This window comes from Hymenobacter actinosclerus, assembly GCF_900111515.1.
Classification (GTDB): Bacteria; Bacteroidota; Bacteroidia; order Cytophagales; family Hymenobacteraceae; genus Hymenobacter; species Hymenobacter actinosclerus.
Window position 1 is genome coordinate 98,480 of the sequence record NZ_FOHS01000004.1, and the last position, 23,891, is coordinate 122,370.

Sequence of the window (23,891 nt, forward strand, 5' to 3'; positions counted from 1 at the left end):
AATAGCAAAGGTGGGATAGGGAACGTAAGCCGGACCGTAGCGGCCGCATCAGTGCGCGCAGCCCAGGTCCTTCTCTACCAAGATAAGCAGGAATTGGTTTTCAGCCACTTCCACTTTCGTGCGCAGACTGATTTCGTCGGACCCCGCCCAGGCCGTTGCCTGCGCCGCCGGCACCAGCACCCGGATGCGGCCCGGCTCCGGGCGCAGCGTCAGGGCTGGCACTTCGGCGTCGCGTTCCAGCGAGTACCGTAGCTGCCCGGCCGCACCCGGTCCCAGCGGCACGGCCGTTTCCAGGAGCCCGGTCCGGCCGAATTCGGCTACCTCGGCCGAGTCGAGGCGCAGGCGCAGGGAGGTTTCATCGAGGCGGAGTTTCATGGGCGGGGTTTTGGGGTTTGGCGAGAGATTGTTCTGCTGGTGCACCCCACCCCCGGCCCCTCCCCTCCGGGAGAGGGGTGCCAGACGCGAGTGTAACCACTCGTTGAACGCACCCCTCTCCCGGAGGGGAGGGGCCGGGGGTGGGGTTACCCAATCCGCTCGGGGTGGGTGTAGATGTTAAACCGCTGCTGGCGCACGAAGCCGCAGAGCGTGAGGCCAAAATCGTGGGCGGCGGATACGGCCAGGGAGGAGGGTGCGCCCACGGCGGCCATCACGGGGATGCCGGCCACGGCCGCCTTCTGCACCAGCTCGAACGAGGCCCGGCCGCTGACCAGCAGCACCGCCTGGTGCAGCGGCAGCTGACCGGCGAGCAGCGCGGCCCCTATCACCTTGTCGAGGGCGTTGTGGCGGCCTACGTCTTCGCGCAGCAGCAGCAGCTCGCCGCTGGCCGAAAACAGGGCCGCCGCGTGCAGGCCGCCGGTTTGCTCGAACAGCTCCTGGGCCTGGCGCTGCCGCTCGGGCAGGGCATGAATCACGGCGATGGGCACTTGCAGCCCGCCGGCGGGCAGGCGCGGGCAGCCGGCGGCGTGTACGGCAGCAATGCTGGTTTTGCCGCACACGCCGCAGCTGCTGCTGGTGTAGAAGTGGCGCTCCAGCCGCGGCAAATCGGGCTGCACGTTGGGGGCCAGCTCGGCCCGCACTACGTTCTCGCGCTCCTCGTCCTTGCTTACGTCGGGGCAGTAGAGGATGCCCTGGAGGTCCTGGGGGCCGGTGAGCAGGCCTTCGGTGAGCAGGAAGCCGGCGGCCAGCTCGAAATCGTGGCCGGGTGTACGCATGGTGATGGCCAGCGTGCGGTACTCGCGCTGCCCCAGCGGCCCGAAGCCCACCCGGATTTCGAGCGGCTCCTCGGCGGCCAGCACGTCGGTGGCCGGCTGCACGGTGGCGCCGCGCACCTGCTGCACGGTGGCGTATTCGTAGCTGGTAGGCGGGAGCAGGGTTTGCATGGCGAAGGAGGGAAGTAGAAGGCGCGCGTCAGGAAACCAACACACGGGGTTGCCTTATGTTGCGCGGCGCAGTAACGCGAACTTTGTAGTTCGCGGCCCCGCACCGCTAAAGCTCCTCCAACGGCGCGGGACCGCGAACTACAAAGTTCGCGTTACTCCGGCCCTAATAGCCTTCCTTCTGGAAGCCGAACTCGCGCAGGCGGGCCTCGGCCGTGTCGGGGTAGTTGGCTTTGAGCTGGTGGACGAGGGCGCGCAGGGCCCGGCGCACCTGCTTTTCGGTCTGGTCTTTCTGGCCCACCTGGGTGCTGCGCTGGCCGGCGGTGTCGGTGCTCTGCTGCACCAGCTGGGCGTACTCGGTGGTCAGGGGCTGCCAGTAGGCGGTGCCGTACTTCTTTTTGTCGAAGCTGTGGGCCTTGAGGGCGGCCAGCAGCTTGGGCAGGGCCTTGGCCCGCTCGGCGCGGGCGGTGGGCAGCTGGTAGGCTTTGCCTTCCCGGATGATACCGAACTCGGGGAAGTAGGCCCGCCCCTGGTCCTGCTCGTGCTCCTCGGCCAGGTAGGCCTTCACGTAGCGCAGGTTCTTATCGAGCTGCTGGTCCAGCTCCTGGAGCCGGCGGGCCTGGGGGCTGCGCTGGTCGCCGGCGGCCTCGGCCGCGTCGCGGTTCTGGGCAAAGCTGGCGGCCAGGGCCGTGAAGTCGGCTTTGGCGAGCCACAGCAGCGCGGGCAACTCCGAAGCGGCCCAGGCACGGGCGGCGTTGGAGGCCAGCGCGGCCAGCGGCACGGCGCTGGTGGGCAGCTGACCGATGCGTTTTTTGGTAACCGGAGCCGGGTTCAGCTCCTCCGATTTGGGCGATAACATAAAACGGGAATAAGGGTGAATGACGCGCCTAATGTATTGATTTGTCGGCAACTCCCGCCACTTCCCCCGACCCTTATCCAATCGTTTATTTCCTTCCCCACCTTCCGGGAGCCCTCCACCAATCGTTTAGCTCCTCCCGGAAGGCCCGGGAAGGCAAAACCAATCGTTGGAAAGCTCCCGGAACGCCCGGGAGCCTCCCCCCAATTGCAGGAAAGCTCCCCCACCTTCCGGGAGCCTTCCAACGATTGGTGGAAGCCTCCCGGAAAGTGGGGGAGCAGGTAACCGAAGGATTCTGACCGGGCCGGCCGGCGAACCGCTTCCTAAGCAGCGCCGGTCGCCAGCGTCGTATCGGGCGGCATGTTGCCCGTGGCTATCAGGTGCGCTAGTGACTCCTGTTTCGTCACAGCTTGCCGGGGGATTTGTCGGCCGCTTCCAGTGTGGTACTCCTGCTGCCCCAGCGGCCCAAACGCCAATTAGCTACTACTGGGGACGGCAACGGCTGGCACTATTGAGACCACCAGACCTATATAGAGACGCAATAGTCGGAGTCTAGTTGTTACTGATATTGACCAGCGCATAATATCAGTAAACGAAGGAACTCCGGCTATTGTGTCTCTATGACGAGGTGCACTGTTCACGAAACCGCTATAGTAGGCTTTTATACTGTATGGACAATACCTTCAATTGAATTCGAATCATATATCAAGCGGCTCTTCGACGGCCATTACACTGAATTATTTTCGCTACATCTACCCTTGCATATATACGGGATAGTGTTTGGTTTTCAAATCTAGAATGGAGACTAATTTCTATACTTTAAGTTGCTAGAATTTATATATCCATAAAAACCATTAGTGTAAACCAAAAAGTATTCCCCTGAATGATTAGGTAACCTGCTTATGACTTGTATGTTACTTTTAGGAGGTATTATAGTTATGGATTTATTCCTGTTTGGATACATATATAGTTGACTTACCTCTACAGTTTCATCCGTGTATATTATTTCGGGGCCCGGTCCAGACGAATTTTTTTTTCCTGTTACCAAATACACAAAGTGCGTTAATCTATTATTGGATAGTTCCGTGTACTCGCTTGAATATTTTTCATTACTTTCTTCTAATTCTGGTTCGTTATTATAGTCCTCTTCAATATATTCTTGTAATTCGTATTCTGTGGGCTTCTTTTTTATATTAATCCCGTAGACAGGTGAAGATGTGTCAGAGTCAACACTTGTAGTTGTCTGGATTACATAATTGGTTCCAATATATGTTGAGACTATATAACCATCTTTAGCTTCTGAAGAAATCCTATTCATTTTATAACTTATGATTTTATTTTTAATTATATTAAAATGTTCTTTGTATACTGTTTGATATGATAGTTGACTATTATAGCCATCAGCAGTTAAGAGCTTTATAAAGGCTTTTGAATAATTACTATAATACTGCTTTCCAAATGACCAAGTTGTAGTGCTATAACTTTCCTGAGTTTCCTCCGATGCATCGTTGAATTGCCATCCTTTTGATGATAAATAGGTATTAGCTGATTCTATATCCTTACTTCTTATAATAATTAACTCATCTAGTGATAGATATTGAGCATTAACAGCCGTGGTAGATGCCAAGAAGAAAGCCAATAATGATGCGTTTTTCATATAAAAAAGACATAAAATTGGCTGTTTATTCATTTAAGTATAAACAGCCAATTCGGACCAAATGATAGTTTCTTACGAACCGCAGGCCTCGCAGCCTTCCGGATCGTCCAGGGAGCAGGCCATGTCGGAGGCGTTCTGGGCCGATACGTTGAGCGGCTCCAGGGTCTCGGCGGCCTGCTTCTGCACCGTGAACTTGATGGCGTCGGCGGCGGCTTTGGTGCGCAGGTAGTACATGCCCGTTTTCAGGCCCTTCTTCCAGCTGTGGAAGTGCATGCTCGTGAGCTTGCCGAAGTTCACGTTCAGCACGTGCAGGTTCAGGCTCTGGCTCTGGCAGATGTAGGCGCCCCGGTCGGCCGACATGTCGATGATGCGGCGCTGGGAAATCTCCCACACCGTTTTGTACAGGTCCTTGATGTGCTGCGGGATGCTCGGGATGTCCTGCACCGAGCCGTTGGCGGCAATGATGGCCGTCTTCATCTGCTCGTTCCAGAGGCCTAGCTTAATCAGGTCCTTGAGCAGGTGCTTATTCACCACCATAAACTCGCCTGAGAGCACCCGGCGCACGTAAATGTTGCTCGTGTAGGGCTCAAACGACTCGTTGTTGCCCAGAATCTGGGCGGTGCTGGCCGTGGGCATGGGGGCCACCAGCAGCGAGTTGCGCGCGCCGTGCTCCATCACCTCGGCCCGCAGCGCGTCCCAGTCCCAGCGGCCCGAGTCGGGCGTTACGCCCCAGAGGTCGAACTGGAACTTGCCCTCGCTCAGGGGCGAGCCGGGGAAGGTTTCGTAGTGGCCGTCGCGCTTGGCCAGGTCCTTGGAGGCCGTCATGGCCGCGAAGTACAGCGTCTCGAAGATGTCCTTGTTCAGGCCGGTGGCTTCGTCGCTCTCGAAGGGCATGCGCAGGGCAATGAACGTATCGGCCAGCCCCTGCACGCCCAGCCCGATGGGGCGGTGGCGGCGGTTGCTGCGCTCGGCCTCGGGCACGGGGTAGTAGTTGATGTCGATGACCTTGTTCAGGTTCAGCGTAGCGTGGTAGGTTACCTCGTAGAGCTTCTGGTGGTCGAAGAACAGGTTGCCGGCCTCGTCGGGGCGCACGTAGCGGGGCAGGGCCAGCGAGGCGAGGTTGCAGACCGCAATTTCGTGCTCGTCGGTGTACTCCATAATCTCGGTGCAGAGGTTGGAGCTCTTGATGGTACCGAGGTTCTGCTGGTTGCTCTTGCCGTTGGCAGCGTCCTTGAACAGCATGTAGGGCGTGCCCGTCTCGGTCTGGCTTTCCAGAATGGCGAACCACAGCTCCTGGGCCTTGATGGTGCGGCGGCCCTTGCCCTCGCGCTCGTACTTGAGGTAGAGCTTCTCGAACTCGGCGCCGTGGCTGGTGTCGAGGCCCGGGCACTCGTGGGGGCACATCAGCGTCCAGTCGCCGTTGGCTTCCACCCGCTTCATGAACAAATCGGGCGTCCAGAGGGCGTAAAACAGGTCGCGGGCGCGCATTTCCTCCTTGCCGTGGTTTTTCTTGAGGTCGAGGAAGTCGAAGATGTCGGCGTGCCAGGGTTCGAGGTAGATGGCGAAGGCGCCCTTGCGCTTGCCCCCGCCCTGGTCGACGTAGCGGGCGGTGTCGTTGAACACCTTGAGCATGGGCACGAGGCCGTTGGAGGTGCCGTTGGTGCCCTTGATGTAGGTGCCGGTGGCGCGCACGTTGTGCACGGCCAGCCCGATGCCGCCGGCGCTCTGCGAAATCAGGGCGCAGTTTTTCAGCGTGTCATAGATGCCGTCGATGGAGTCGTCCTTCATCGTGAGCAGGAAGCAGGAGCTGAGCTGGGGCTTGGGCGTGCCGGCGTTAAAGAGCGTGGGCGTGGCGTGGGTAAACCACCGCTCGCTCATCAGCTCGTAGGTTTCGATGGCAGCAGCAATGTCGTGCTTATGAATGCCCACGGCCACGCGCATGAGCATGTGCTGGGGCCGCTCGACTACCTTGCCATCGAGCCGCAGCAGGTAGCTGCGCTCCAGGGTCTTGAAGCCGAAGTAGTCGTAGTTGTAGTCGCGGTCGTAGATAATGGCCGAATCGAGCGTCGCCGCGTTGGCGTGCACGATTTCCCACACGTCCTGGGCCACGAGCGAGGCGTTTTCGCCCGTTTTGGGGTCCTCGTAGGTGTGCAGCCGCTTCATGGTGCTGCTGAACGACTTGCTGGTCACCTTGTGCAGGTTGCTCACGGCAATGCGGGCGGCCAGGATGGCGTAGTCGGGGTGCTTGGTGGTGAGCGAGGCGGCGGTTTCGGCGGCCAGGTTGTCGAGCTCCACAGTCGTTACGCCGTCGTAGATGCCGTCAATTACCTTTTTAGCCACCTCAATCGGGGCCACGAAGTTCATGTTCAGGCCGTAGCAGAGCTTTTCGATGCGGGCCGTAACCTTGTCGAACTTCACGGATTCGCGGCGGCCGTCGCGCTTGAGTACCAACATAAGCGTACTGATTGAGGTGAGGAGGAGTAGAAAGAGGCCCCGGCTACCCGCTGGAAGGCGGCTAGCCGAGGCGTGGAGTTGGGTTCAGCTGGCCCGGCCAAGTGGTCGGACCCAGGCATTGATACCGGAAGATATTTCTATCTGGCGTGTAGGACAAACCTTCTTTTCAGAAGTTTTCCACATATGCCTAAAACAGTGCAGTTCAGGCGGTTTTTGGCGTTTGCCTTTTGCTATATAGAAGCGTCGCCAACCGAAAATTGGAGTTGGCGGATTGCCGCCGATGTGGTATCAAAGCAGAGCCGGTCGTTGCGCCGGATGCTCCAGGGCCCAAACAAAAGCCCGGCTTCCTCCCGAACAGTACGTTCAGCAGAAAGCCGGGCTGATGTAGCGACGCATCCTTGCGACGGCCCGTTGAACGAAACCGTTGAACGGTCAGACGCAACAACGATGCGCCCGACGAGACGCAAAGATGCGTCTCTACACCAAACGAATGGGCTTAGTTGATAACTACCCGGGCCGTGCGGGGCGCCAGCTGACCGCTGGCACTCAGGGTAGCCAGGTACAGGCCCTTGGGCAGCTGGCGCACATCGAGGCGGGGCTTAGAGCCGCGCAGCGTGGTTTGCAGCACCAGCCGGCCGGTCAGGTCGCGCAGCGTCAGCTCCGTTGGGCCGGTTGCGCCGGTTTCCACCGTAATAACGTCGCTGCTGGGGTTGGGGTACAGCATGAGACGGTTGGCGGCAGCCACCGGAGTCGCCGTTATAATGTCGAAGGGTGCCCCAAAGGTGGCATCGAGGAAGCGCAGCCGGTTGGCCAGCCAGTTGGCAGTGTAGTCGAGCTGGGTGTTCATCTCGGCCGGCGCGAAGCCGGTCCAGGCCAGCTGCTCCCGCTCGTACACGGCGTTGCGCTGCAGCAGGTCCTGGTTGGCCCGGAACTTATCCAGAATGTGCTCCTCGGTAATAATGGTCTGGCGCAGCTCGGCCCAGCGGGTACGCAGCGTGGCCCGGAAGCCGTTGGCCGTGCGGTCCTGCCACAGCCGGTCGTAGAAGCCGTTGGAGAGCAGGTCGTTGGTTACGTTCACGTTCGAGCCGTCCCAGCCATTGCCAAATACGCCGTCCAGGTCCCAGGGCACGTAGAAGTAGGGCTCGCCCTGCTTGTAGCGGGCAATGTAGAGGTTTTTGCCCCGGTTATCGTCGGCCCGCAGCAGGTTCATAAACAGGTAGTAGTCCACCGCGTTTCGCAGGTTGAACTTCTGCTGGTAGGTGGCCAGAAACTCCCGCTCGGGGCTGTTGCGCACGAAGCCTACGAACCCGTGCAGGTTGGTCCAGTCGATTTTTTCGTCGGGGTGCTTGTACTCGAAGCCGCCCCAGGTTTCGGAGCCGTTGTCGAAGTCGGGCAGGCCGCTGAACGTCACGGCCGGGCCCCAGTCGTCGCCCTTGTACAGCTCGCCGGTAATGCCGTTGCTGTACTTTTTCAGCTTGAGCTGCTTGCGGTCAACCCGTTCGGTGAGGGCGTAGATGCCCCGGTAGGCGCCGTTCACGAACACCTCCACGTACTGCAGGGCAATGCCGCTCTTGGCCTCGGGCTCCTGGGCCAGGTAGGTGGGCTGGTGGATTTCCTGCCACAGCTCGTGGCTGCTTTTGTTGCGCACCCGCAGCGGCTCGTTGTAAAGGGCCTGCAGGTTGTACTTGTTGTCGGAGCGCATGCCCAGCAGCCGCACATCGCGCGACTTGTCCCCCGTGCTGTCCTGCCAGAAGCTCAGCTCGTACGATTTCTTGGGGTAGGTCTGCGAGAAGCCGCCGCGGTACTCAATGCCCAGATCGGCCGTCAGCGTCTGGCCGCTGCCGTCCACCAGCGTCAGTTTGGCCGCAATGCTGGGCGTGTCCTGAATGGAGTCGCGGGTGCTAACGCTCAGAATGGGCAGGTCGGTAAAGTACACCGCATACCGGGTGCCATCGTACGCGGCCTCGTAGCCGGTCCGGGTCGTCGGTGTTTGCAGGGGCTTCGTGAAGGTGTACGTCTGATCGAGGGTCAGATGGCTGTTCTGCTCACCAGACTCTATCTGCAGATCGACTGGTTTCTTGTTAACCAGAATCAAATGCTTCTGCGCATCTACATTATAGTAGGCCGGCGCCAGCGTCAGCGTATCGGCCCGGCCCGGCAGGGCGGCCAGCAGCCCACTCAACGACAGAAATAAAAGAGGGGTAAGGGTTGTTCGCACGCTTATATAGTTTAGCAATGAGTGAGTGTAGAAATCGGGCCGCAAAAGTAAGATTAAATAAAGGCAAGATGAAGGCCGGGTTACCGCTATTTTACTGAATAGTACTAATTTATTGAATCCTATATAGGTACATGAAGTATGATCGAGCTGACAACAAGAGAGTTAATGGTACTCTTCCGGCCCTGGAATGCTGAAATAAATAGCGAATGAATAATTGAATATTATTAAGAAATATTGTTATCGGAAGGTGGCGTTTGAAAAAAAGGCTTCGGGGAAGGGAATAAAAAGCCTAGTTTTATTGTCCGGCTTGTCTTTCCGGCTGTTCTTTTGCCCCATAACCAGTGCTTCACCAGGTAGTATGAGTTCTTTTTATGGCCTTTCGGGCCGCAGCTGGCTGGCCGGGCCGCTGCTACTAGCTTTCCTGCTGCTGGGAGCCGGCCCCCTGGCCGCCCAGCGCTTTGCCGCCATCGGCGACTATGGCTATACCGGCCCGGCCGAGCGCGACGTGGCGGATCTGGTGAAAAGCTGGAACCCGGAGTTCATCGTCACGCTGGGCGACAACAACTACGATTTCGGCGACTCGACCACCATCGACCAGAACATCGGCCAGTACTACCACGCCTATATTGGCAACTACAAGGGCCGCTACGGGCCACGGGCGTCTACCAACCGGTTTTTCCCCTCGCTGGGCAACCACGATTATTACACCCGCAACGGGCAGGCCTACCGCGACTACTTCACGCTGCCCGGCAACGGCCGCTACTACGAGTTTGTGCGCGGCGACGTGCACCTGTTCGCCCTCAACAGCGACCCGGCCGAGCCCGATGGCATCACGGCCACCTCAGCCCAGGGCAAGTGGCTGAAGGAGCGCTTAGCAGCTTCGCGGGCCCGCTGGAAAGTGGTGTACTTCCATCACTCCCCCTACACCTCGGGCCGGCATGGCTCCGACGCCGACCTGCAGTGGCCCTTTCGCGAGTGGGGGGCCTCGGTGGTGCTCAGCGGCCACGACCACATCTATGAGCGGCTGGCGGTCGACGGGCTGCCCTACTTCGTGAACGGGTTGGGGGGGCGCAACATCCACGGCGTGCAGCCGGTCAAGCAGCCCAACAGCCAGGTGCTCTACAACGCCAACTACGGCGCCATGCTGCTCAACGCCACCCCCGACAGCCTGACGCTGCAGTTCATCACCCGCAGCCACCAGCTGATTGACACTTACGTACTGCGTCGCCAGGGCGGCCCCGCGCCGGTGCTCTACCCCGTCAGCCCCAACCCGGCCCAACCCGAAAGCCTGCTGGAGTTCTACCTGCCGGCTGCCGCCCCGGTGCAGCTGCGGGTGCTCGATGCTCTGGGCCGCGAGGTAGCCCGCCTGCACGACGGCCCGGCGGCCACTGGCTGGCACCGGCTCCCGTTGCGGGCCGCTGGCCTGGCCCCGGGCCTGTACTTCGTGCAGCTGCGCAGCAACCGCTTCGCCCAAACCTCCAGGTTCGTGGTGCAATAGCGCGGCGTAACAGCTACGGGCGCCGGCGCCCCAGCCAAACTGCGCCCGCCAGCACCAGCGCCGCCCCGGCCACTACGGCCCCGATGGTTACGCCGGGCCCGAAGGCTTTGCAGGAGCAGCTCCGAAAAACGGGCCGGCCATTGATGCGCAGCCGGCGGCGGCAAAGGGCGCAGGGCGTCAGGCTGGGGTCTGTCTGGCCCGGCAGGGGCCATTGGTGGCGGGGTTCGAGGGAGTAGCGCATGCGGCTTGATACGGTACCGGGCGCATAGTAACCCAACAGAAAGCCCCGCTTCCGGATTTGGAAGCGGGGCTTTGCCTTTAAAATCAGGGCGAAGGGGTTAAAAATCCTCGTCCAGCGAGAAGGCGTTTTCGGTCCGCTCGCTCATCACGCCAGCCTTCTGGTACTCGGCCACGCGCTTTTCGAAGAAGTTGGTTTTGCCCTGTAGCGAAATCATCTCCATGAAGTCGAAGGGGTTGGTGGCGTTGTAGATGCGGCTGTAGCCCAGCGACTCCAGCAGGCGGTCGGCCACGAACTCGATGTACTGGCTCATGGTCTTGGCGTTCATGCCAATCAGGTTCACGGGCAGCGCGTCGGTCACGAACTCCTGCTCAATCTCCACTGCGTCGCGGATGATTTCCTGCACCCGGGCCTCGGGCAGCTTGTTTTGCATGTGGTCCTTGTAGAGCAGGCAGGCGAAGTCGCAGTGCAGGCCCTCGTCCCTGGAAATCAGCTCGTTACTGAAGGTTAGGCCGGGCATCAGGCCGCGCTTTTTCAGCCAGAAAATGGAGCAGAACGAGCCCGAGAAGAAAATGCCTTCCACGGCGGCAAAGGCAATCAGGCGCTCGGTGAAGTTCTCCGAGTTGATCCACTTGATGGCCCAGTCGCCCTTTTTCTTCACGCAGGGCACCGTTTCGAGGGCGTTGAAGAGGTAATCCTTCTGCTTGGGGTCCTTGATGTAGGTGTCAATCAGCAGGGAGTAGGTTTCGGAGTGGATGTTTTCCATCATCACCTGGAAGCCGTAAAAGCAGCGGGCCTCGGCCATCTGCACCTCCTGCATGAAGTTGATGGCCAGGTTCTCGTTCACGATGCCGTCGGAGGCCGCGAAGAAGGCCAGCACGTGCGAGATGAAGTGCCGCTCGCCGTCGTTGAGGTTGTCCCAGTCCTTCTGGTCCTGGCTCAGGTCGATTTCCTCGGCCGTCCAGAATGAGGCCTCGGCCTTCTTGTAGAACTGCCACACGTCGTCGTGCTGGATGGGGAAAAGAACGAAGCGGTTGGGGTTTTCGGTGAGTAGGGGTTCCATGCAGGCGGGGTGAAAGGCGAAAAATGGCGGTGCCAGGGCTACCGCACTTGGCTAACCCCGGCCCGAAGGCAATGTTTGGCTACTTTTCAGCGCGGCTTAAAACCAAAGATAACCCACCGGGTTGGGAAAGGCAGCCCCGGACCAACATTTTTTACCGGTCCTTCGCTGGTCTTCCGCCCGCCTGCCCCTGGCCCGTTAGCGGCCCTCCCTAGGTCCGTGCATACGCTTCCCGGATGAGGGTCTAAAGCCTGAAAAAGCCCAAATCAGGCCTTCCGGTAGGCGACAGGCACCAAAAGGAGAAAAAGTTATCCACAATTGCGCTGTGGACAATGATAGTTATCCACAAAAAGTTATTCGCGTACCCGTTTGCGCGTTCCTTGGATAAGGGCTTTTAACGGCCATACGGATAGGCGCTCTGCTATTTAGTTAGTTAGAGTTTGGATATATGAAACGTTCCGGGTACTTTTGCCTTCCAATTTTCAGAAACACCAAGACGCCGATGTACGCAATTGTCAACATAGCCGGGAAGCAGACCAAGGTCGAAGCCAATAAATTTGTATACGCCCACCGTTTGGCTGGCAACGTTGGCGACGAGGTGCAGCTGGGCAAAGCCCTGCTGACCGATGATAACGGAACCCTCACCATCGGCTCGCCGCTGCTGGACGTGACCGTAACCGGTACCATTCTCGCCCACGTAAAGGGTGATAAGGTGCTCGTGTTCAAGAAAAAGCGCCGCAAGGGCTACAAGAAGCTGAACGGCCACCGTCAGCAGTTCACCAAAGTAATGATCAACAGCATCGGCTAGTTTGTTGAGCGGCAAGCTGCCAGCCACAAGCTGCCAGCCTGCCATTCGGCAGCAACCGGGCTTATTTTACCATAAAGCTTGCAGCTTGTAGCTGGCAGCTTGAAGCTCCAAAAAAATGGCACATAAGAAAGGCGTAGGTAGCTCCAATAACGGCCGCGAATCGGAATCCAAGCGCTTGGGCGTGAAGATCTTCGGCGGTCAGTCCATCATTTCCGGCAACATCATCGTGCGTCAGCGCGGTACCAAGCACCACCCCGGCCAGAACGTGGGCATGGGCAAGGACCACACCCTGTTCGCCATGATCGACGGCACGGTGCAGTTCCGCAAGGGCCGCAAAGACCGCTCGTTCGTGTCGGTAGTAGCCGGCGACGTAGTAGCCTCGGAGGTGCACACCTCGGCTCCCGCTTCGGCCGAAGCGCACGACAACGCTTAAGTATTGAGCGGTTAGCTGATGGCTTTTAGCCGTTAGCTTTCGTTCAAAAAGCAAAGCCCCTGCCGGCTCTTCTCCTTTCCAGGAGGAGGGCTGGCAGGGGCTTTTGCACTGCACTGGTCCCTGCAAAGCAGAACGGCGGTAGGGGCGGGGCTTAGCTGCGCTGTCCTGCCCCTACGGGACGAAAAGCGGTCAGCTAACCGCTCTCAAAAACACGAACACCTCGTCCTCGCCCAGCCGGAACTGCTCGTGCAGGCCGCTAAGGCCCATTTTGGGCGCGGGTACGCCGCCACCCAGCCGCTTGGGGGCCCTGATGATGCGGGCCTCGTCCCAGAGGCCGTCCTTGAGCAGCGAGTTGAGCACCGTGGTGCCGCCTTCGACCAGCACCGACTGCACTTGCCGCTGCTGGAGCTGGCGCAGCATCTGCGGGAACAGGTCCTCGGCCTCCGACAGCACCACGTACTCCAGATTGGGGCGGCTGGCCTGCTCGCGGTAAGTGAACACCAGCGTGGGCTGGGTGCCGTCGAACAGGTGGTGGGTGGGCGGTAAGCTCAGGTTTTTGTCGATGACGAGCCGGAGCGGGTGCTGGCCGGGCCACTCGCGCACGTTTAGGCGGGGGTTGTCGTGCAACGCCGTGCGGGTACCTACCAAGATGGCCTGTTCCTCGGCCCGCCACTGATGCACCGCCACCCGGCTCTGCTCGCCGCTGATGGGCACTGATTGGTAGTAGGGCCCGGCCAGGTAACCGTCGGCGGTTTCGGCCCACTTGAGCACCACGTAGGGCCGCTGCTGCTCCTGAGCCGTGAAGAAACGCCGGTTCAGCCAGCGGCCCTCGGCCTCCAGCACGCCGGTTTCCACTTTGATGCCCGCCTCGCGCAGCTTGGTTATGCCCCGGCCGGCTACCAGCGGGTTGGGGTCGGGGTTGCAGATAACGACTTCGGCTACCTGCTTCTCGATGAGCAGGTCGGCGCAGGGCGGGGTTTTACCGTGGTGGGCGCAGGGCTCCAGCGTGACGTACACGCGGCTTTGGGGCAGCAGTTCCGGCTCCGCAACGCTGTTGATGGCGTTTACCTCGGCGTGGGGGCCGCCGTACTGCCGGTGCCAGCCCTCCCCGATAATGCGGCCTTCGTGGGTGATAACGCAGCCCACCAGCGGGTTGGGCCGGGCGTAGCCGGTGCCAAGCCGGGCCAGGTCGAGGGCGCGGCGCATCATCAGCTGGTCGAAGTCGGGGGTGGGGGCGGGCATGGGTGGGAGGCTTTTACAGTTCTTACGTAGCGCCTCCCCCCCTAGCCCCCTCTCCTTTTCGGCGAGGGGCTAGGGGGGGAGGCGCACGTCAGGCGCGACACGAGAGGACCTTGGAGGATGATTCAGTAGAGGCAGGCAACTGAAAGAGCGAAGATACGGCCCCACCTCAAACGATAGGCCTAACCAATGGCCCCGTCAGAACCGTACTTTTGCCCCATGCCCACGCTCCGCCAGCTAACCGCCAACCTTAGCACCGCCCTGCAAGCCATCTACGAAGCCCCCGAAGCCGAGGCTATGGCCGCCCAAACCCTCGAACACCTGCTGGACCTGACACCTCTGCAACGCCGCTCGCGGGCCGACGAGCCGCTGGGCGATGATGACCGGCTGGCCCCGCTGCCCGCCCTGCAGGCGCGGCTTTTAACCCACGAGCCGCTGCAATACGTGCTGGGCACGGCCCATTTCGCCGGGCTGGAGCTGGAGGTAACGCCTGCCACGCTCATCCCGCGCCCCGAAACCGAGGAGCTGGTAGCGCTGATTGCCCGCGAGCAGCAGGGCCGGCCCAACCTGCGCGTGCTGGACGTGGGCACCGGCTCGGGCTGCATTCCGCTGGCGCTGGCCCAGCGGCTGCCCGGGGCCCATTTTACGGCCGTTGATGTATCGGGGGAGGCGCTGGCGGTGGCCCGGCGCAACGCGGCCCGCTGCGGAGTGGCCGTTGATTTTCAGCAGGTGGATATTTTGCAGGGAGTGCCCCAACTGGCCGCGCCGCTGGATGTGCTGGTGAGCAACCCGCCCTACGTGCTGGAAGCCGAGCGGGCCCTGATGCGGCCCAACGTACTCCAGTTCGAGCCCGCCACCGCCCTGTTCGTGCCCGACCACGACCCGCTGCTGTTTTACCGCCGCATTGCCGAGCTGGGCTGCCAGCTACTGGCGGCGGGCGGCGGGCTCTACTTTGAAATCAACGAGCAGTACGCATCCGAAACCGAGGAATTGCTGCGCGGCCTGGGCTACGCGGCGGTGGCCAGCCACGCCGATATTTTCGACCGGCCCCGCATGGTGCGCGCGACCTGGGAGGGCATTAGGCAGTAGTTTAGAAAACGGGCAGTTGAAAAGTGAATACGGCGGTTGCCGCAGTGGCTTTTAGCGCCTCACTTTCTGGCCTATAAACTTCGCGGCATTACTACCCGGCCAACTTCCTAACCCGCTAACTTCCAAAAGCCCTACCTTTGCCGGCTCAATTATTGCCGGCCCCGTCTGCCCGTATGTCCGAAACGCCACCCGCCTACTACGCTCACCCAACCGCCGTCCTCGATGAGGGCAGCCGGATTGGGGCAGGATGCCGCATTTGGCACTTCTGCCACGTGAGTGCCGGGGCCGAGCTGGGCGCCGGCTGCAACCTGGGCCAGAACGTGTTCGTGGCCGACGGCGTACGCCTGGGCCGCAACGTGAAAGTGCAGAACAACGTGAGCCTGTACGCCGGCGTAGAGTGCCAGGACGACGTATTTCTGGGCCCCTCGGTGGTGTTTACCAACGTGCGCAACCCCCGCGCCGCCGTGCCCCGCCGCGGCGACGCCCATTACCTGCCCACGCGCCTTGGCCGGGGCGTGAGCATCGGGGCCAACAGCACCATCGTGTGCGGCGTAACGCTGGGCGAGTATGCCTTCGTGGGCGCCGGCTCGGTGGTCACGCGCGACGTGCTGCCCTACGCCCTGGTGTACGGCAACCCGGCCCGCCCCCGCGGCTGGATGAGTGCCCACGGGCACCAACTCACCTTTGATGCCGCCGGCCACGCCACCTGCCCCGAAAGCGGGCAGCAGTACCAGTTCACCAACGGCCAAGTGGCCCTGCTAAGCAGCTAGTATGGCGTTGTCAGGCAAGCAGATAACCCGTCATTCCCGACCCCTCAGACCCCAAGTTTCCAAGACCCTATATCGTGTACGACCAACTAGTTAACAAGCAGGCCAAGCTGGCCGTTATCGGCCTCGGCTACGTGGGCCTGCCCATTGCCCTGGAGTTTGCCCGTAAAATTCAGGTTATCGGCTTCGATATCAACGCCAAGCGCGTGGAGATGATGCGCAACCACGTGGACCCGAGCGGCGAGCTGGTGGCCGCCGACTTCGAGGGCTGCGACATTGAGTTCACCGACTCGCTCGACGTGCTGCGCGAGGCCACGTTCTTTATCGTGGCCGTGCCCACGCCCATCGATGAGCACGCCCAGCCCGACCTGCGGCCCCTGCTCGGGGCGTCCTCTTCGGTGGGCAAGGTGCTCAAGAAGGGCGACTACGTGGTGTTCGAAAGCACCGTGTACCCCGGCTGCACCGAGGACGACTGCATTCCGGTGATGGAAAAGCACTCGGGCCTGAGCTTCGCTAACGGCGACTTTAAAGTAGGCTACTCGCCCGAGCGCATCAACCCCGGCGACAAGGAGCACACGCTCAGCAGCATCGTGAAAGTGGTGGCCGGCTGCGACGCTGAGTCGCTGGAGGACATTGCCAAAACCTACGAGCTGGTGGTGAAAGCCGGCGTGCACCGGGCCAGCTCCATCAAGGTGGCCGAGGCCGCCAAAATCATCGAAAACACCCAGCGCGACGTAAACATTGCGCTCATGAACGAGCTGTCGATGATTTTCGACCGCATGAACATCAACACCTACGAGGTGCTGGAAGCCGCCGGTACCAAGTGGAACTTCCTCCGGTTCTCGCCTGGCCTGGTGGGCGGCCACTGCATCGGCGTCGACCCTTACTACCTCACCTACAAGGCCAAGGAGCTGGGCTACGATGCCAAGGTGATTCTCTCGGGCCGCACTACCAACGATAATATGGGCGCCTACATCGCCCGTAAAACCGTGCAGATGATTATCAAGAAGGGCAAGGACGTGGCCAAAAGCCGGGTGCTGGTGATGGGCGCCACCTTCAAGGAAAACGTGGAGGACATCCGCAACTCCAAAGTCGCCGACGTTATCCAGGAGCTCAAGAACTTCTCGGTGAACGTGGACATCGTGGACCCCCACGCCGACTCCGACGAGCTGTTCCACGAGTACGGCTTCCGCCTGACGCCCGCCGCCGAGGTGCGCACTGACTACGACGCCGTAGTAGTCGCCGTCAGCCACCAGCCCTACACCGAGTGCGACGAAGCCTACTTCCAGTCGATAACCTCCGACGACGCCGTGCTGGTGGATATCAAAGGCCTGTTCCGCGGCAAGGTGCAGCAGATGCAGTACTGGAGCCTGTAAAATCAGTTGTCGGTTGTTAGTTGTTAGTTGTTAGTTTCAGAACGGAACTAACAACTAACAACTAACAACCGACAACTAACAACTGACAACTAGATGTCTAGAACGAAAATACTGGTAACGGGCGGGGCGGGCTACATTGGCTCGCACGCGGTGGTGGAGTTGTATGAGGCCGGTTTTCAGCCGGTTATCATTGACAACTTCGTGAATTCGCGGGAGTCGGCGCTGGATGGAGTGGAGAGCATTCTGGGCGTAAAGGTGCCGCTGCACCGCATCGACTGCAACGACGCCGAGGCCCTGCGGGCCGTGTTTGCCGAGGAAGGTAACGTGCGCGGGGTGATTCACTTCGCCGCTTACAAGGCCGTAGGCGAATCCATCGAAAAGCCGCTGGAGTACTACCAGAACAACGTGGGCTCGCTCCTGACGCTGCTGACGGTGATGCGCGAGTTCGGGGTGGAGGCGCTGGTGTTTTCGTCGTCGTGCACCGTGTACGGCGTGCCCGAAGCGCTGCCCGTAACCGAGCAGACGCCCACCAAGCAGGCCAACTCGCCCTACGGCGCCACCAAGCAGATGTGCGAGGATATCCTGCGTGACGTAGCCGCCGCGCCGGCCAACAAGCTGCGCACTATTCTGCTGCGCTACTTCAACCCGATTGGCGCTCATGCCTCGGCCAAAATCGGGGAGCTGCCGCTGGGCGTGCCCCAGAATCTGGTTCCGTACGTGACCCAGACGGCCGCCGGCATCCGCGAGCAGCTGACCATCAACGGCGACACCTACGACACGCCCGACGGCACCAACATCCGCGACTACGTGCACGTGGTGGACCTGGCCAAGGCCCACGTGGTAGCCGTGCAGCGCCTGCTGGCCGGCACCGGCGAAACGGTGGAGACCTTCAACGTGGGCACCGGCCGCGGCAACTCGGTGCTGGAAGTGGTGCAGGCCTTCGAGCGTGCCACCGGCGTCAAGCTCAACTACCGCATCGGCCCGCCCCGCCCCGGCGACGTGCCCGCCATCTACGCCGACGTCACCAAGTCCGTAGAAATCCTGGGTTTCCAGACCTCGGCTTCGCTGGAAGAGGCGCTGGCCAGTTCGTGGAAATGGCAGCAGCATTTAGCTGATAGCCAATAGCTGTTAGCTGACAGCTTTATGTTCAAACGGACCTTCAACAAAAAGCTAACAGCTGTCAGCTGTCAGCTAAAAGCTTAAAGACATGAAAATCATCATCACCGGCGGGGCCGGCTTTATTGGGTCGCACGTGGTGCGCCTTTTCGTGACCAAGTACCCGGAATACCAGATTCTGAACCTGGACGCGCTGACGTACGCCGGCAACCTGGAGAACCTGCGCGACGTGGAAACCGCGCCCAACTACCGGCTGGTGAAGGGCGACATCACCGACCAGGCTTTTGTAGACGAGCTGTTCGCTACCGAGGAACCCGACGCCGTGATTCACCTGGCCGCGGAAAGCCACGTCGACCGGAGCATTACCGACCCGCTGGCCTTCGTGAAAACCAACGTGCTGGGCACGGTGCACCTGCTGAACGCCGCCAAAAACCTGTGGAAGCCGCTGAACTACGAGGGCAAGGTGTTCTACCACGTGAGCACCGACGAGGTGTACGGCTCGCTGGACTTCGGCCCCGAGATGTTCACCGAGGAAACCAGCTACGACCCCCGCTCGCCCTACTCGGCCTCCAAGGCGGCGTCCGACCACTTCGTGCGGGCCTGGTACCACACCTACCACATGCCCATCAAGCTGAGCAACTGCTCGAACAACTACGGCCCCAACCACTTCCCCGAAAAGCTCATCCCGCTGGCCATCCACCGCATTCAGAACGGGGAAGCCATTCCGGTGTACGGCAAGGGCGAAAATGTGCGCGACTGGCTGTTCGTGAAAGACCACGCCACGGCCATCGACGCCGTGTTCCATAAGGGTACCGTGGGCGAAACCTACAACATCGGCGGCGTGAATGAGTGGGCCAACCTGGAACTCATCCACCTGCTCTGCGACACGCTCGACGAGAAAACCGGCAAACCACAAGGCACCTCGCGCCAGCTGATAAAGTTCGTCACCGACCGCGCCGGCCACGACCTGCGCTACGCCATCGACAGCAGCAAAATCATGAACGAGCTGGGCTGGAAACCGTCCGTTACGTTCGAGCAGGGCCTGAGCCAGACCGTGGACTGGTACCTGGAAAATCAGCAGTGGCTCGACAACGTAACCAGCGGCGCTTACCAGGATTACTACCAGAAGCAGTACAACCGGTAGATCAAGGCAGAAGAAACGTCATGCTGACGAAGGAAGCATCTCTACCGCTTCGTTGCAATGGTTGAATTACTAGCTCGGTAGAGATGCTTCGACAAGCTCAGCATGACGTGCTGATTATCCAAGAAGAATGTACGAAACTCCTTTTCACGACCGGCCGCTCGATAACCTGAGCTTCCTCGTTACCGGCGGAGCCGGCTTCATCGGCTCGAATCTGGTGGAATACCTGTTGAAGTACGGTGCCAAAGAGGTGCGCGTGCTCGACAACTTCTCCAACGGTTTCCGCAAGAACGTGGCGCTGTTTGCGGACAATCCGGCCCTGCGCGTTATCGAGGGCGACATCCGCGACCGGCAGACCTGCATTGATGCCTGCCAGGGCATTGATGTGGTGCTGCACCAGGCCGCGCTGGGCTCCGTGCCGCGCTCCATCAACGACCCGATTACGAGCAACGACGTAAACGTGGGCGGCTTCGTGAACATGCTGGTGGGTGCCAAGGAGGCCGGCGTGAAGCGGTTTGTGTACGCGGCCAGCAGTTCGACTTACGGCGACCATCAGGCCCTGCCCAAAGTAGAGGACCGGATCGGCAAGCCCCTGTCGCCCTACGCCGTAACCAAGTACGCCAACGAGCTGTACGCCGATGTGTTTGGTAAGACCTACGGCATGGAAATCATTGGCCTGCGCTACTTCAACATCTTCGGCCCACGCCAGGATCCAAACGGGGCCTACGCGGCCGTTATTCCGCTCTTCATTGATGCCGTGCTGGAGGGCCGCCCGCCCCGTATGAACGGCGACGGCGGCCAGACTCGCGACTTCACCTTCGTGGAGAACTGCGTGCAGGCCAACATCAAGGCCGCGCTGGTTGACAATAAGGAGGCCGTGAACCAGGTCTACAACGTGGCCGTAGCCGACCGCACCTCCCTCAACGACCTGTTCAACATCCTCAAGGCCGAAGCCGGCTCCGACATCGTGCCCGAGTACGGCCCCGACCGTGCCGGCGACATTCGCGACTCGTTGGCCGACATCTCGAAGGCCCGGAACCTGCTCGGCTACGAGCCGAAAGTACGGATTCAGGAAGGCCTGCAGAGGACGCTGGACTGGTTCAAGACCCATCAGGCGTTTATTGCGGAGCGTAATTAGTCCATCTGTCATCCTGAGCGCAGCGAAGGACCTTGTCACGTTTGCACAACATTGTTGAAGCAAGTCTCATAGACGTGATAAGGTCCCTCGCTCCGCTCAGGATGATATTTTTTCACTCAAGACGTTAACACCCCAGATATGAAAGGCATTATCCTCGCCGGCGGTTCCGGCACCCGATTGCATCCGCTCACGCTGGCCGTATCCAAGCAGATGATGCCGGTGTACGACAAGCCGATGGTGTACTACCCGCTGTCGATTCTGATGATGGCGGGCATCCGCGAAATCCTCATCATCACCACGCCCCATGACCAGGAGCAGTTCAAAAAGCTGCTCGGCGACGGTTCGAAGTTGGGTTGCCGCTTCGAGTACGTGGTGCAGGAAGTGCCCAACGGGCTGGCTCAGGCCTTCGTGCTGGGGGCTGATTTCATTGGTACCGATAAAGTGGCGCTGGTGCTCGGCGACAACATCTTCCACGGTGAAGGCATGGAGGAGCTGCTCAAGAGCAACAACGACCCCGAGGGCGGCGTGGTGTACGCCTACCACGTGCACGACCCCGAGCGCTACGGCGTGGTGGAGTTCGACGCCAATAATAAGGCCCTCAGCATCGAGGAGAAGCCCGCCAAGCCCAAGAGCAACTACGCCGTGCCGGGCCTGTACTTCTATGACAACGACGTGGTACAGATTGCCCGCGACCTGAAGCCCAGCCCCCGCGGCGAGTACGAAATCACCGACGTCAACCAGGAGTACCTGCGCCGCGGCAAGCTGAAGGTGGGCATCCTGGGCCGCGGCACTGCCTGGCTCGATACGGGAACGTTTGAGAGCCTGATGCAGGCCGGCGAGTTCGTGCGGGTGCTGGAGCAGCGCCAGGGCCTGAAGGTGGGCTCGATTGAAGAAGTGGCGTATCGCCAGGGCTTCATCGACGCCGACCAGCTCCGCACCATTGCCGAGCCGTTGCGCAAAAGCGGCTACGGCGACTACCTCATGCGCTTACCCGAGCAGTTGCTGATGTAGTTCTAGAAGTGAGTACCAAGAAGTGAGCCGCATGTCATTCTGAGCGGAGCGAAGAATGACACGCGGCTCATCTCTTACTCTCGCCACCCGCTGAGGCGCAGTTTTCGTAGAAACATGCTCAAACTCCTCCCGACTCCATGAAAAAGCTCCTGTTTCTCGCGCCGCTGCTCGTGGCTCTTTCCCTACTGGGTAGCTGCAAGAAAATCCTCGACTTGCTTGAGTTCAACGTTGAGGACTCGCAGACGGTGGTTGTACCCAAGACGCTGCCACTGGGCTCGTTGCTGCCGTTACCGCCGGTGCAGGTGTCATCGAGCAGCAAAACGACTTATGCCAACAACGGCACCAGCGCCGATTACGTGCAGGACGTGACGCTCGACCGGCTTACGCTGACCATCACCAACCCGACCACCCAGAACTTCAACTTCCTCAAGCGCATCGAAGTCTACATCAGCACCGACCCCAACGGCAACGACCTGTTCCTGCTGGCCTCGCTCGATAATGTGCCCACCGGCGTAAACAGCATTTCGCTGAAGCCCGCCAACCAAAAGCTCGACGTGTTCCTGAGCAAGGATTCCTATACGCTCACCACCAAAGTGCTGCTCAACAGCCTGCTAGCCCAGGACGTGACCATCCGCGCCGACGAGCGGTTCAAAGTAAAAGCCCGTAAGCCGTAAGGTGAGATAGTGAGATAGTGAAATGGTGAGTTGATGTTCGAGGGACCTGATTGCGCTGCTTGCGCCGGTAGGCCCCTCGAACATCAACTCACCATTTCACTATCTCACCGATTCCGGCCGTACTGCTCGTGGCTGCTCACCCAGTCGGAGCTGCTGATGGCCGAGCCCAGGCTGAGCTCGCCGGCCAGCACCACGCCGGCCACGATTTCGGCGAACTTGTTGACCGTGCCGCGGCCCACGCAGCCCAGCATCCGCAGGTACTCGTTCTGGGTAGCCAGGCCCGTGCCGCCACCGTGGGTGGCCACAATCAGGCTCGGGATGGTGATGCTGATGTAGAGGTCTTTCTCGGGCGTGATTTCGGAGTAGAACACGCCCGCCGATGACTCGCTGACGTTGGCTACGTCCTGGCCGGTGGCGATGAACAGGGCCGTGATGCCGTTGGCCGAGTGCGCGCCGTTGTTGTTGGCCCCCGACATGAACGCGCCCACGTTGCTTACCTGCCCGTGATAAGCCAGCTGCTCGGGCGTCACGCGCATACGCTGCTGGAGCAAGTTGCGCGGAATGACGGCTTCGGCCACCACACGCTTGCCGCGGGTGCGCATTACGTTGATTTGGGAAGCCTTTTTGTCGGTGGCGAAGTTGGATTCGAGGTAGAAATGGCGGATGGGGGCGCCCTTGTAGTTTTCCAGAATCCAGGAGCAGGCGGCGAAGGTGGCGCGGCCCACCATGTTCTGGCCGGCCGCGTCGCCGGTGCTGTAGTTGAAGCGCAAAAAGGCGAATTTGTTGCTCAGGTAAGTGTCGATGTACTGGAGTTTGGCGATGCTGGAGGTGCTTTCGGCCTCGGGCCGGATGCGGGCTATTTCTTCCTCCACCCAGCGCCCGAAGTCACGGGCCCCGCGGGCATCATCGAACACAAACACCGGGGCCCGCTGCATGGCGTCGCCGATGACGGTGCACTTGACGCCGCCGCTGAGGTTGAGCAGCTGAATGCCGCGGTTGTAGCTGGCGACCAGCGTGCCCTCGGTGGTAGCCAGCGGAATCAGAAAGTCGCCCTGGGCGTGCTCGCCGTTGACGTGCAGCGGCCCGGCCAGCCCCACCGGAATCTGGGCGATGCCCGTGAAATGTTCGCAGTTGCCCTGCAACGCGTGGGCATCGAAGGAGTACTGCTTGAGGTGCTCGAACTGCTGGCCCGTGAACTCCTCGGCAAAGTCCTGGCGCTTGCGGATGGCCTCGTCGGAGTAATCATCTTGGCTAGAGCGCGGGATGCGGGGGCGGTTGTCGGGCGTGAGCGTGATGCTATCTTCGACTTCCACGTTCAGGTCGCCGAAGGGGTCGGCGGCGAACTGCACCTGAATGGTGTGCAGGCCCTCGGTGAGCTGGTCGGTGGCCAGGTAGAACGTGGCCGACTGACCTACCGGCAGCGTGAAGCCCGCGCTGTCGGCGTTGAACACCACGGCCGGCCGTATGTCGCCCTCGCCCAGGTCAATGGCAATTTCGCCCACGCCCAGCCGCCGGTCGTCAATCTGCACGTGGTCGATGCGGGTGATGCGCACCGTGTCGAGGCGGTTTTTGATGCTGAAAGCTACGCCCTCGGGCGTGTTGCGCAGGCTACCGCGGGTGTAGAGCAGCTTCAGCAGCAGGGGGCTGGGCGTGAAAACCATAGGGGCGGGCGTTAGGGCGTTAGGAATTGCCGATAGTAAAGTAGGAATGTTTTCGGAGAGAGGCCGGGGGCAGCGGGTGGA

21 protein-coding genes are annotated in these 23,891 nt (G+C 60.5%); 11 read left to right on the forward strand and 10 right to left on the reverse strand.

From position 1 onward, the window contains the following. Positions 1–48: 48 nt before the first annotated feature. The 6 genes from BMY67_RS15125 to BMY67_RS15145 all read right to left on the reverse strand — a co-directional run bounded on the left by BMY67_RS15125 (position 49) and on the right by BMY67_RS15145 (position 8,525). Positions 49–375, reverse strand: a complete 327-nt coding sequence (locus BMY67_RS15125; protein ID WP_092773117.1) for a DUF7009 family protein — start codon at positions 373–375, stop codon at positions 49–51. Positions 376–521: 146 nt separating this feature from the next. After that, positions 522–1,379 carry a formate dehydrogenase accessory sulfurtransferase FdhD gene (gene fdhD, locus BMY67_RS15130; protein ID WP_092773119.1) on the reverse strand — a complete coding sequence of 286 codons (858 nt, stop codon included), beginning with the start codon at positions 1,377–1,379 and terminating at the stop codon, positions 522–524. 163 nt (positions 1,380–1,542) lie between these two features. Continuing rightward, positions 1,543–2,235, reverse strand: a complete 693-nt coding sequence (locus BMY67_RS15135) for a hypothetical protein (RefSeq protein WP_092773121.1) — start codon at positions 2,233–2,235, stop codon at positions 1,543–1,545. A gap of 802 nt (positions 2,236–3,037) precedes the next feature. Beyond that, a complete protein-coding gene (locus BMY67_RS19055) occupies positions 3,038–3,889 on the reverse strand; it encodes a hypothetical protein (protein ID WP_143069852.1) in 852 nt (283 codons plus the stop codon). A gap of 72 nt (positions 3,890–3,961) precedes the next feature. Continuing rightward, complete coding sequence (locus BMY67_RS15140; protein WP_092773123.1) at positions 3,962–6,343, reverse strand: ribonucleoside-diphosphate reductase subunit alpha; 2,382 nt, start codon at positions 6,341–6,343, stop codon at positions 3,962–3,964. A 496-nt stretch (positions 6,344–6,839) separates the two neighbouring features. Next, positions 6,840–8,525 (reverse strand): CotH kinase family protein, encoded by a 1,686-nt coding sequence (locus tag BMY67_RS15145; RefSeq protein ID WP_177189854.1) that lies wholly within the window; start codon positions 8,523–8,525, stop codon positions 6,840–6,842. Between the two features lie 394 nt (positions 8,526–8,919). On the opposite strand from BMY67_RS15145, the gene BMY67_RS15150 reads away from it, so the two are divergent. Continuing rightward, positions 8,920–10,059 (forward strand): metallophosphoesterase, encoded by a 1,140-nt coding sequence (locus BMY67_RS15150; RefSeq protein ID WP_092773127.1) that lies wholly within the window; start codon positions 8,920–8,922, stop codon positions 10,057–10,059. Between the two features lie 13 nt (positions 10,060–10,072). Here the strand turns inward: BMY67_RS15150 and BMY67_RS15155 are convergent, their stop codons facing one another. Further along, positions 10,073–10,300: a hypothetical protein gene (locus BMY67_RS15155; protein ID WP_092773129.1), complete on the reverse strand. Its 228-nt coding sequence runs from the start codon at positions 10,298–10,300 to the stop codon at positions 10,073–10,075. A 97-nt stretch (positions 10,301–10,397) separates the two neighbouring features. After that, positions 10,398–11,360, reverse strand: coding sequence for a ribonucleoside-diphosphate reductase small subunit (locus tag BMY67_RS15160; RefSeq protein ID WP_092773131.1), 963 nt, complete (start codon positions 11,358–11,360; stop codon positions 10,398–10,400). A 499-nt stretch (positions 11,361–11,859) separates the two neighbouring features. Between BMY67_RS15160 and rplU the strand changes: the two genes are divergently transcribed. Next, positions 11,860–12,165 carry a 50S ribosomal protein L21 gene (rplU, locus tag BMY67_RS15165; protein WP_019946836.1) on the forward strand — a complete coding sequence of 102 codons (306 nt, stop codon included), beginning with the start codon at positions 11,860–11,862 and terminating at the stop codon, positions 12,163–12,165. A 115-nt stretch (positions 12,166–12,280) separates the two neighbouring features. Beyond that, a complete protein-coding gene (gene rpmA / locus BMY67_RS15170; protein WP_019946837.1) occupies positions 12,281–12,598 on the forward strand; it encodes a 50S ribosomal protein L27 in 318 nt (105 codons plus the stop codon). Positions 12,599–12,787: 189 nt separating this feature from the next. Here rpmA and ribD read toward each other — a convergent pair whose 3' ends face one another. Further along, on the reverse strand, positions 12,788–13,840 hold the full coding sequence (gene ribD / locus BMY67_RS15175; protein ID WP_092773133.1) for a bifunctional diaminohydroxyphosphoribosylaminopyrimidine deaminase/5-amino-6-(5-phosphoribosylamino)uracil reductase RibD: 1,053 nt from the start codon (positions 13,838–13,840) through the stop codon (positions 12,788–12,790). A gap of 216 nt (positions 13,841–14,056) precedes the next feature. Between ribD and prmC the strand changes: the two genes are divergently transcribed. The 8 genes from prmC (at position 14,057) to BMY67_RS15215 (ending at position 22,149) form a co-directional block, all read left to right on the forward strand. After that, positions 14,057–14,926, forward strand: coding sequence for a peptide chain release factor N(5)-glutamine methyltransferase (gene prmC / locus BMY67_RS15180; RefSeq protein ID WP_092773135.1), 870 nt, complete (start codon positions 14,057–14,059; stop codon positions 14,924–14,926). A 173-nt stretch (positions 14,927–15,099) separates the two neighbouring features. Further along, entirely contained in the window at positions 15,100–15,696 is a 597-nt protein-coding gene (locus tag BMY67_RS15185) for an acyltransferase (protein ID WP_092773137.1), read from the forward strand. Positions 15,697–15,770: 74 nt separating this feature from the next. Continuing rightward, positions 15,771–17,069 (forward strand): nucleotide sugar dehydrogenase, encoded by a 1,299-nt coding sequence (locus BMY67_RS15190; RefSeq protein WP_092773139.1) that lies wholly within the window; start codon positions 15,771–15,773, stop codon positions 17,067–17,069. Between the two features lie 93 nt (positions 17,070–17,162). Next, positions 17,163–18,194 carry a UDP-glucose 4-epimerase GalE gene (gene galE, locus BMY67_RS15195; RefSeq protein ID WP_092773141.1) on the forward strand — a complete coding sequence of 344 codons (1,032 nt, stop codon included), beginning with the start codon at positions 17,163–17,165 and terminating at the stop codon, positions 18,192–18,194. An 82-nt stretch (positions 18,195–18,276) separates the two neighbouring features. Beyond that, positions 18,277–19,329: a dTDP-glucose 4,6-dehydratase gene (gene rfbB / locus BMY67_RS15200; RefSeq protein ID WP_092773143.1), complete on the forward strand. Its 1,053-nt coding sequence runs from the start codon at positions 18,277–18,279 to the stop codon at positions 19,327–19,329. 127 nt (positions 19,330–19,456) lie between these two features. Beyond that, positions 19,457–20,464: an SDR family oxidoreductase gene (locus BMY67_RS15205; protein WP_092773145.1), complete on the forward strand. Its 1,008-nt coding sequence runs from the start codon at positions 19,457–19,459 to the stop codon at positions 20,462–20,464. A gap of 138 nt (positions 20,465–20,602) precedes the next feature. After that, entirely contained in the window at positions 20,603–21,475 is an 873-nt protein-coding gene (gene rfbA / locus BMY67_RS15210; RefSeq protein WP_092773147.1) for a glucose-1-phosphate thymidylyltransferase RfbA, read from the forward strand. 137 nt (positions 21,476–21,612) lie between these two features. Then, positions 21,613–22,149, forward strand: coding sequence for a hypothetical protein (locus tag BMY67_RS15215; protein ID WP_092773149.1), 537 nt, complete (start codon positions 21,613–21,615; stop codon positions 22,147–22,149). A 104-nt stretch (positions 22,150–22,253) separates the two neighbouring features. Here BMY67_RS15215 and BMY67_RS15220 read toward each other — a convergent pair whose 3' ends face one another. Further along, the gene (locus tag BMY67_RS15220; protein ID WP_092773152.1) at positions 22,254–23,810 is read right to left on the reverse strand and encodes a hydroxymethylglutaryl-CoA reductase; all 1,557 of its coding nucleotides are present in this window, start codon (positions 23,808–23,810) and stop codon (positions 22,254–22,256) included. Between the last annotated feature and the right edge of the window lie 81 nt (positions 23,811–23,891).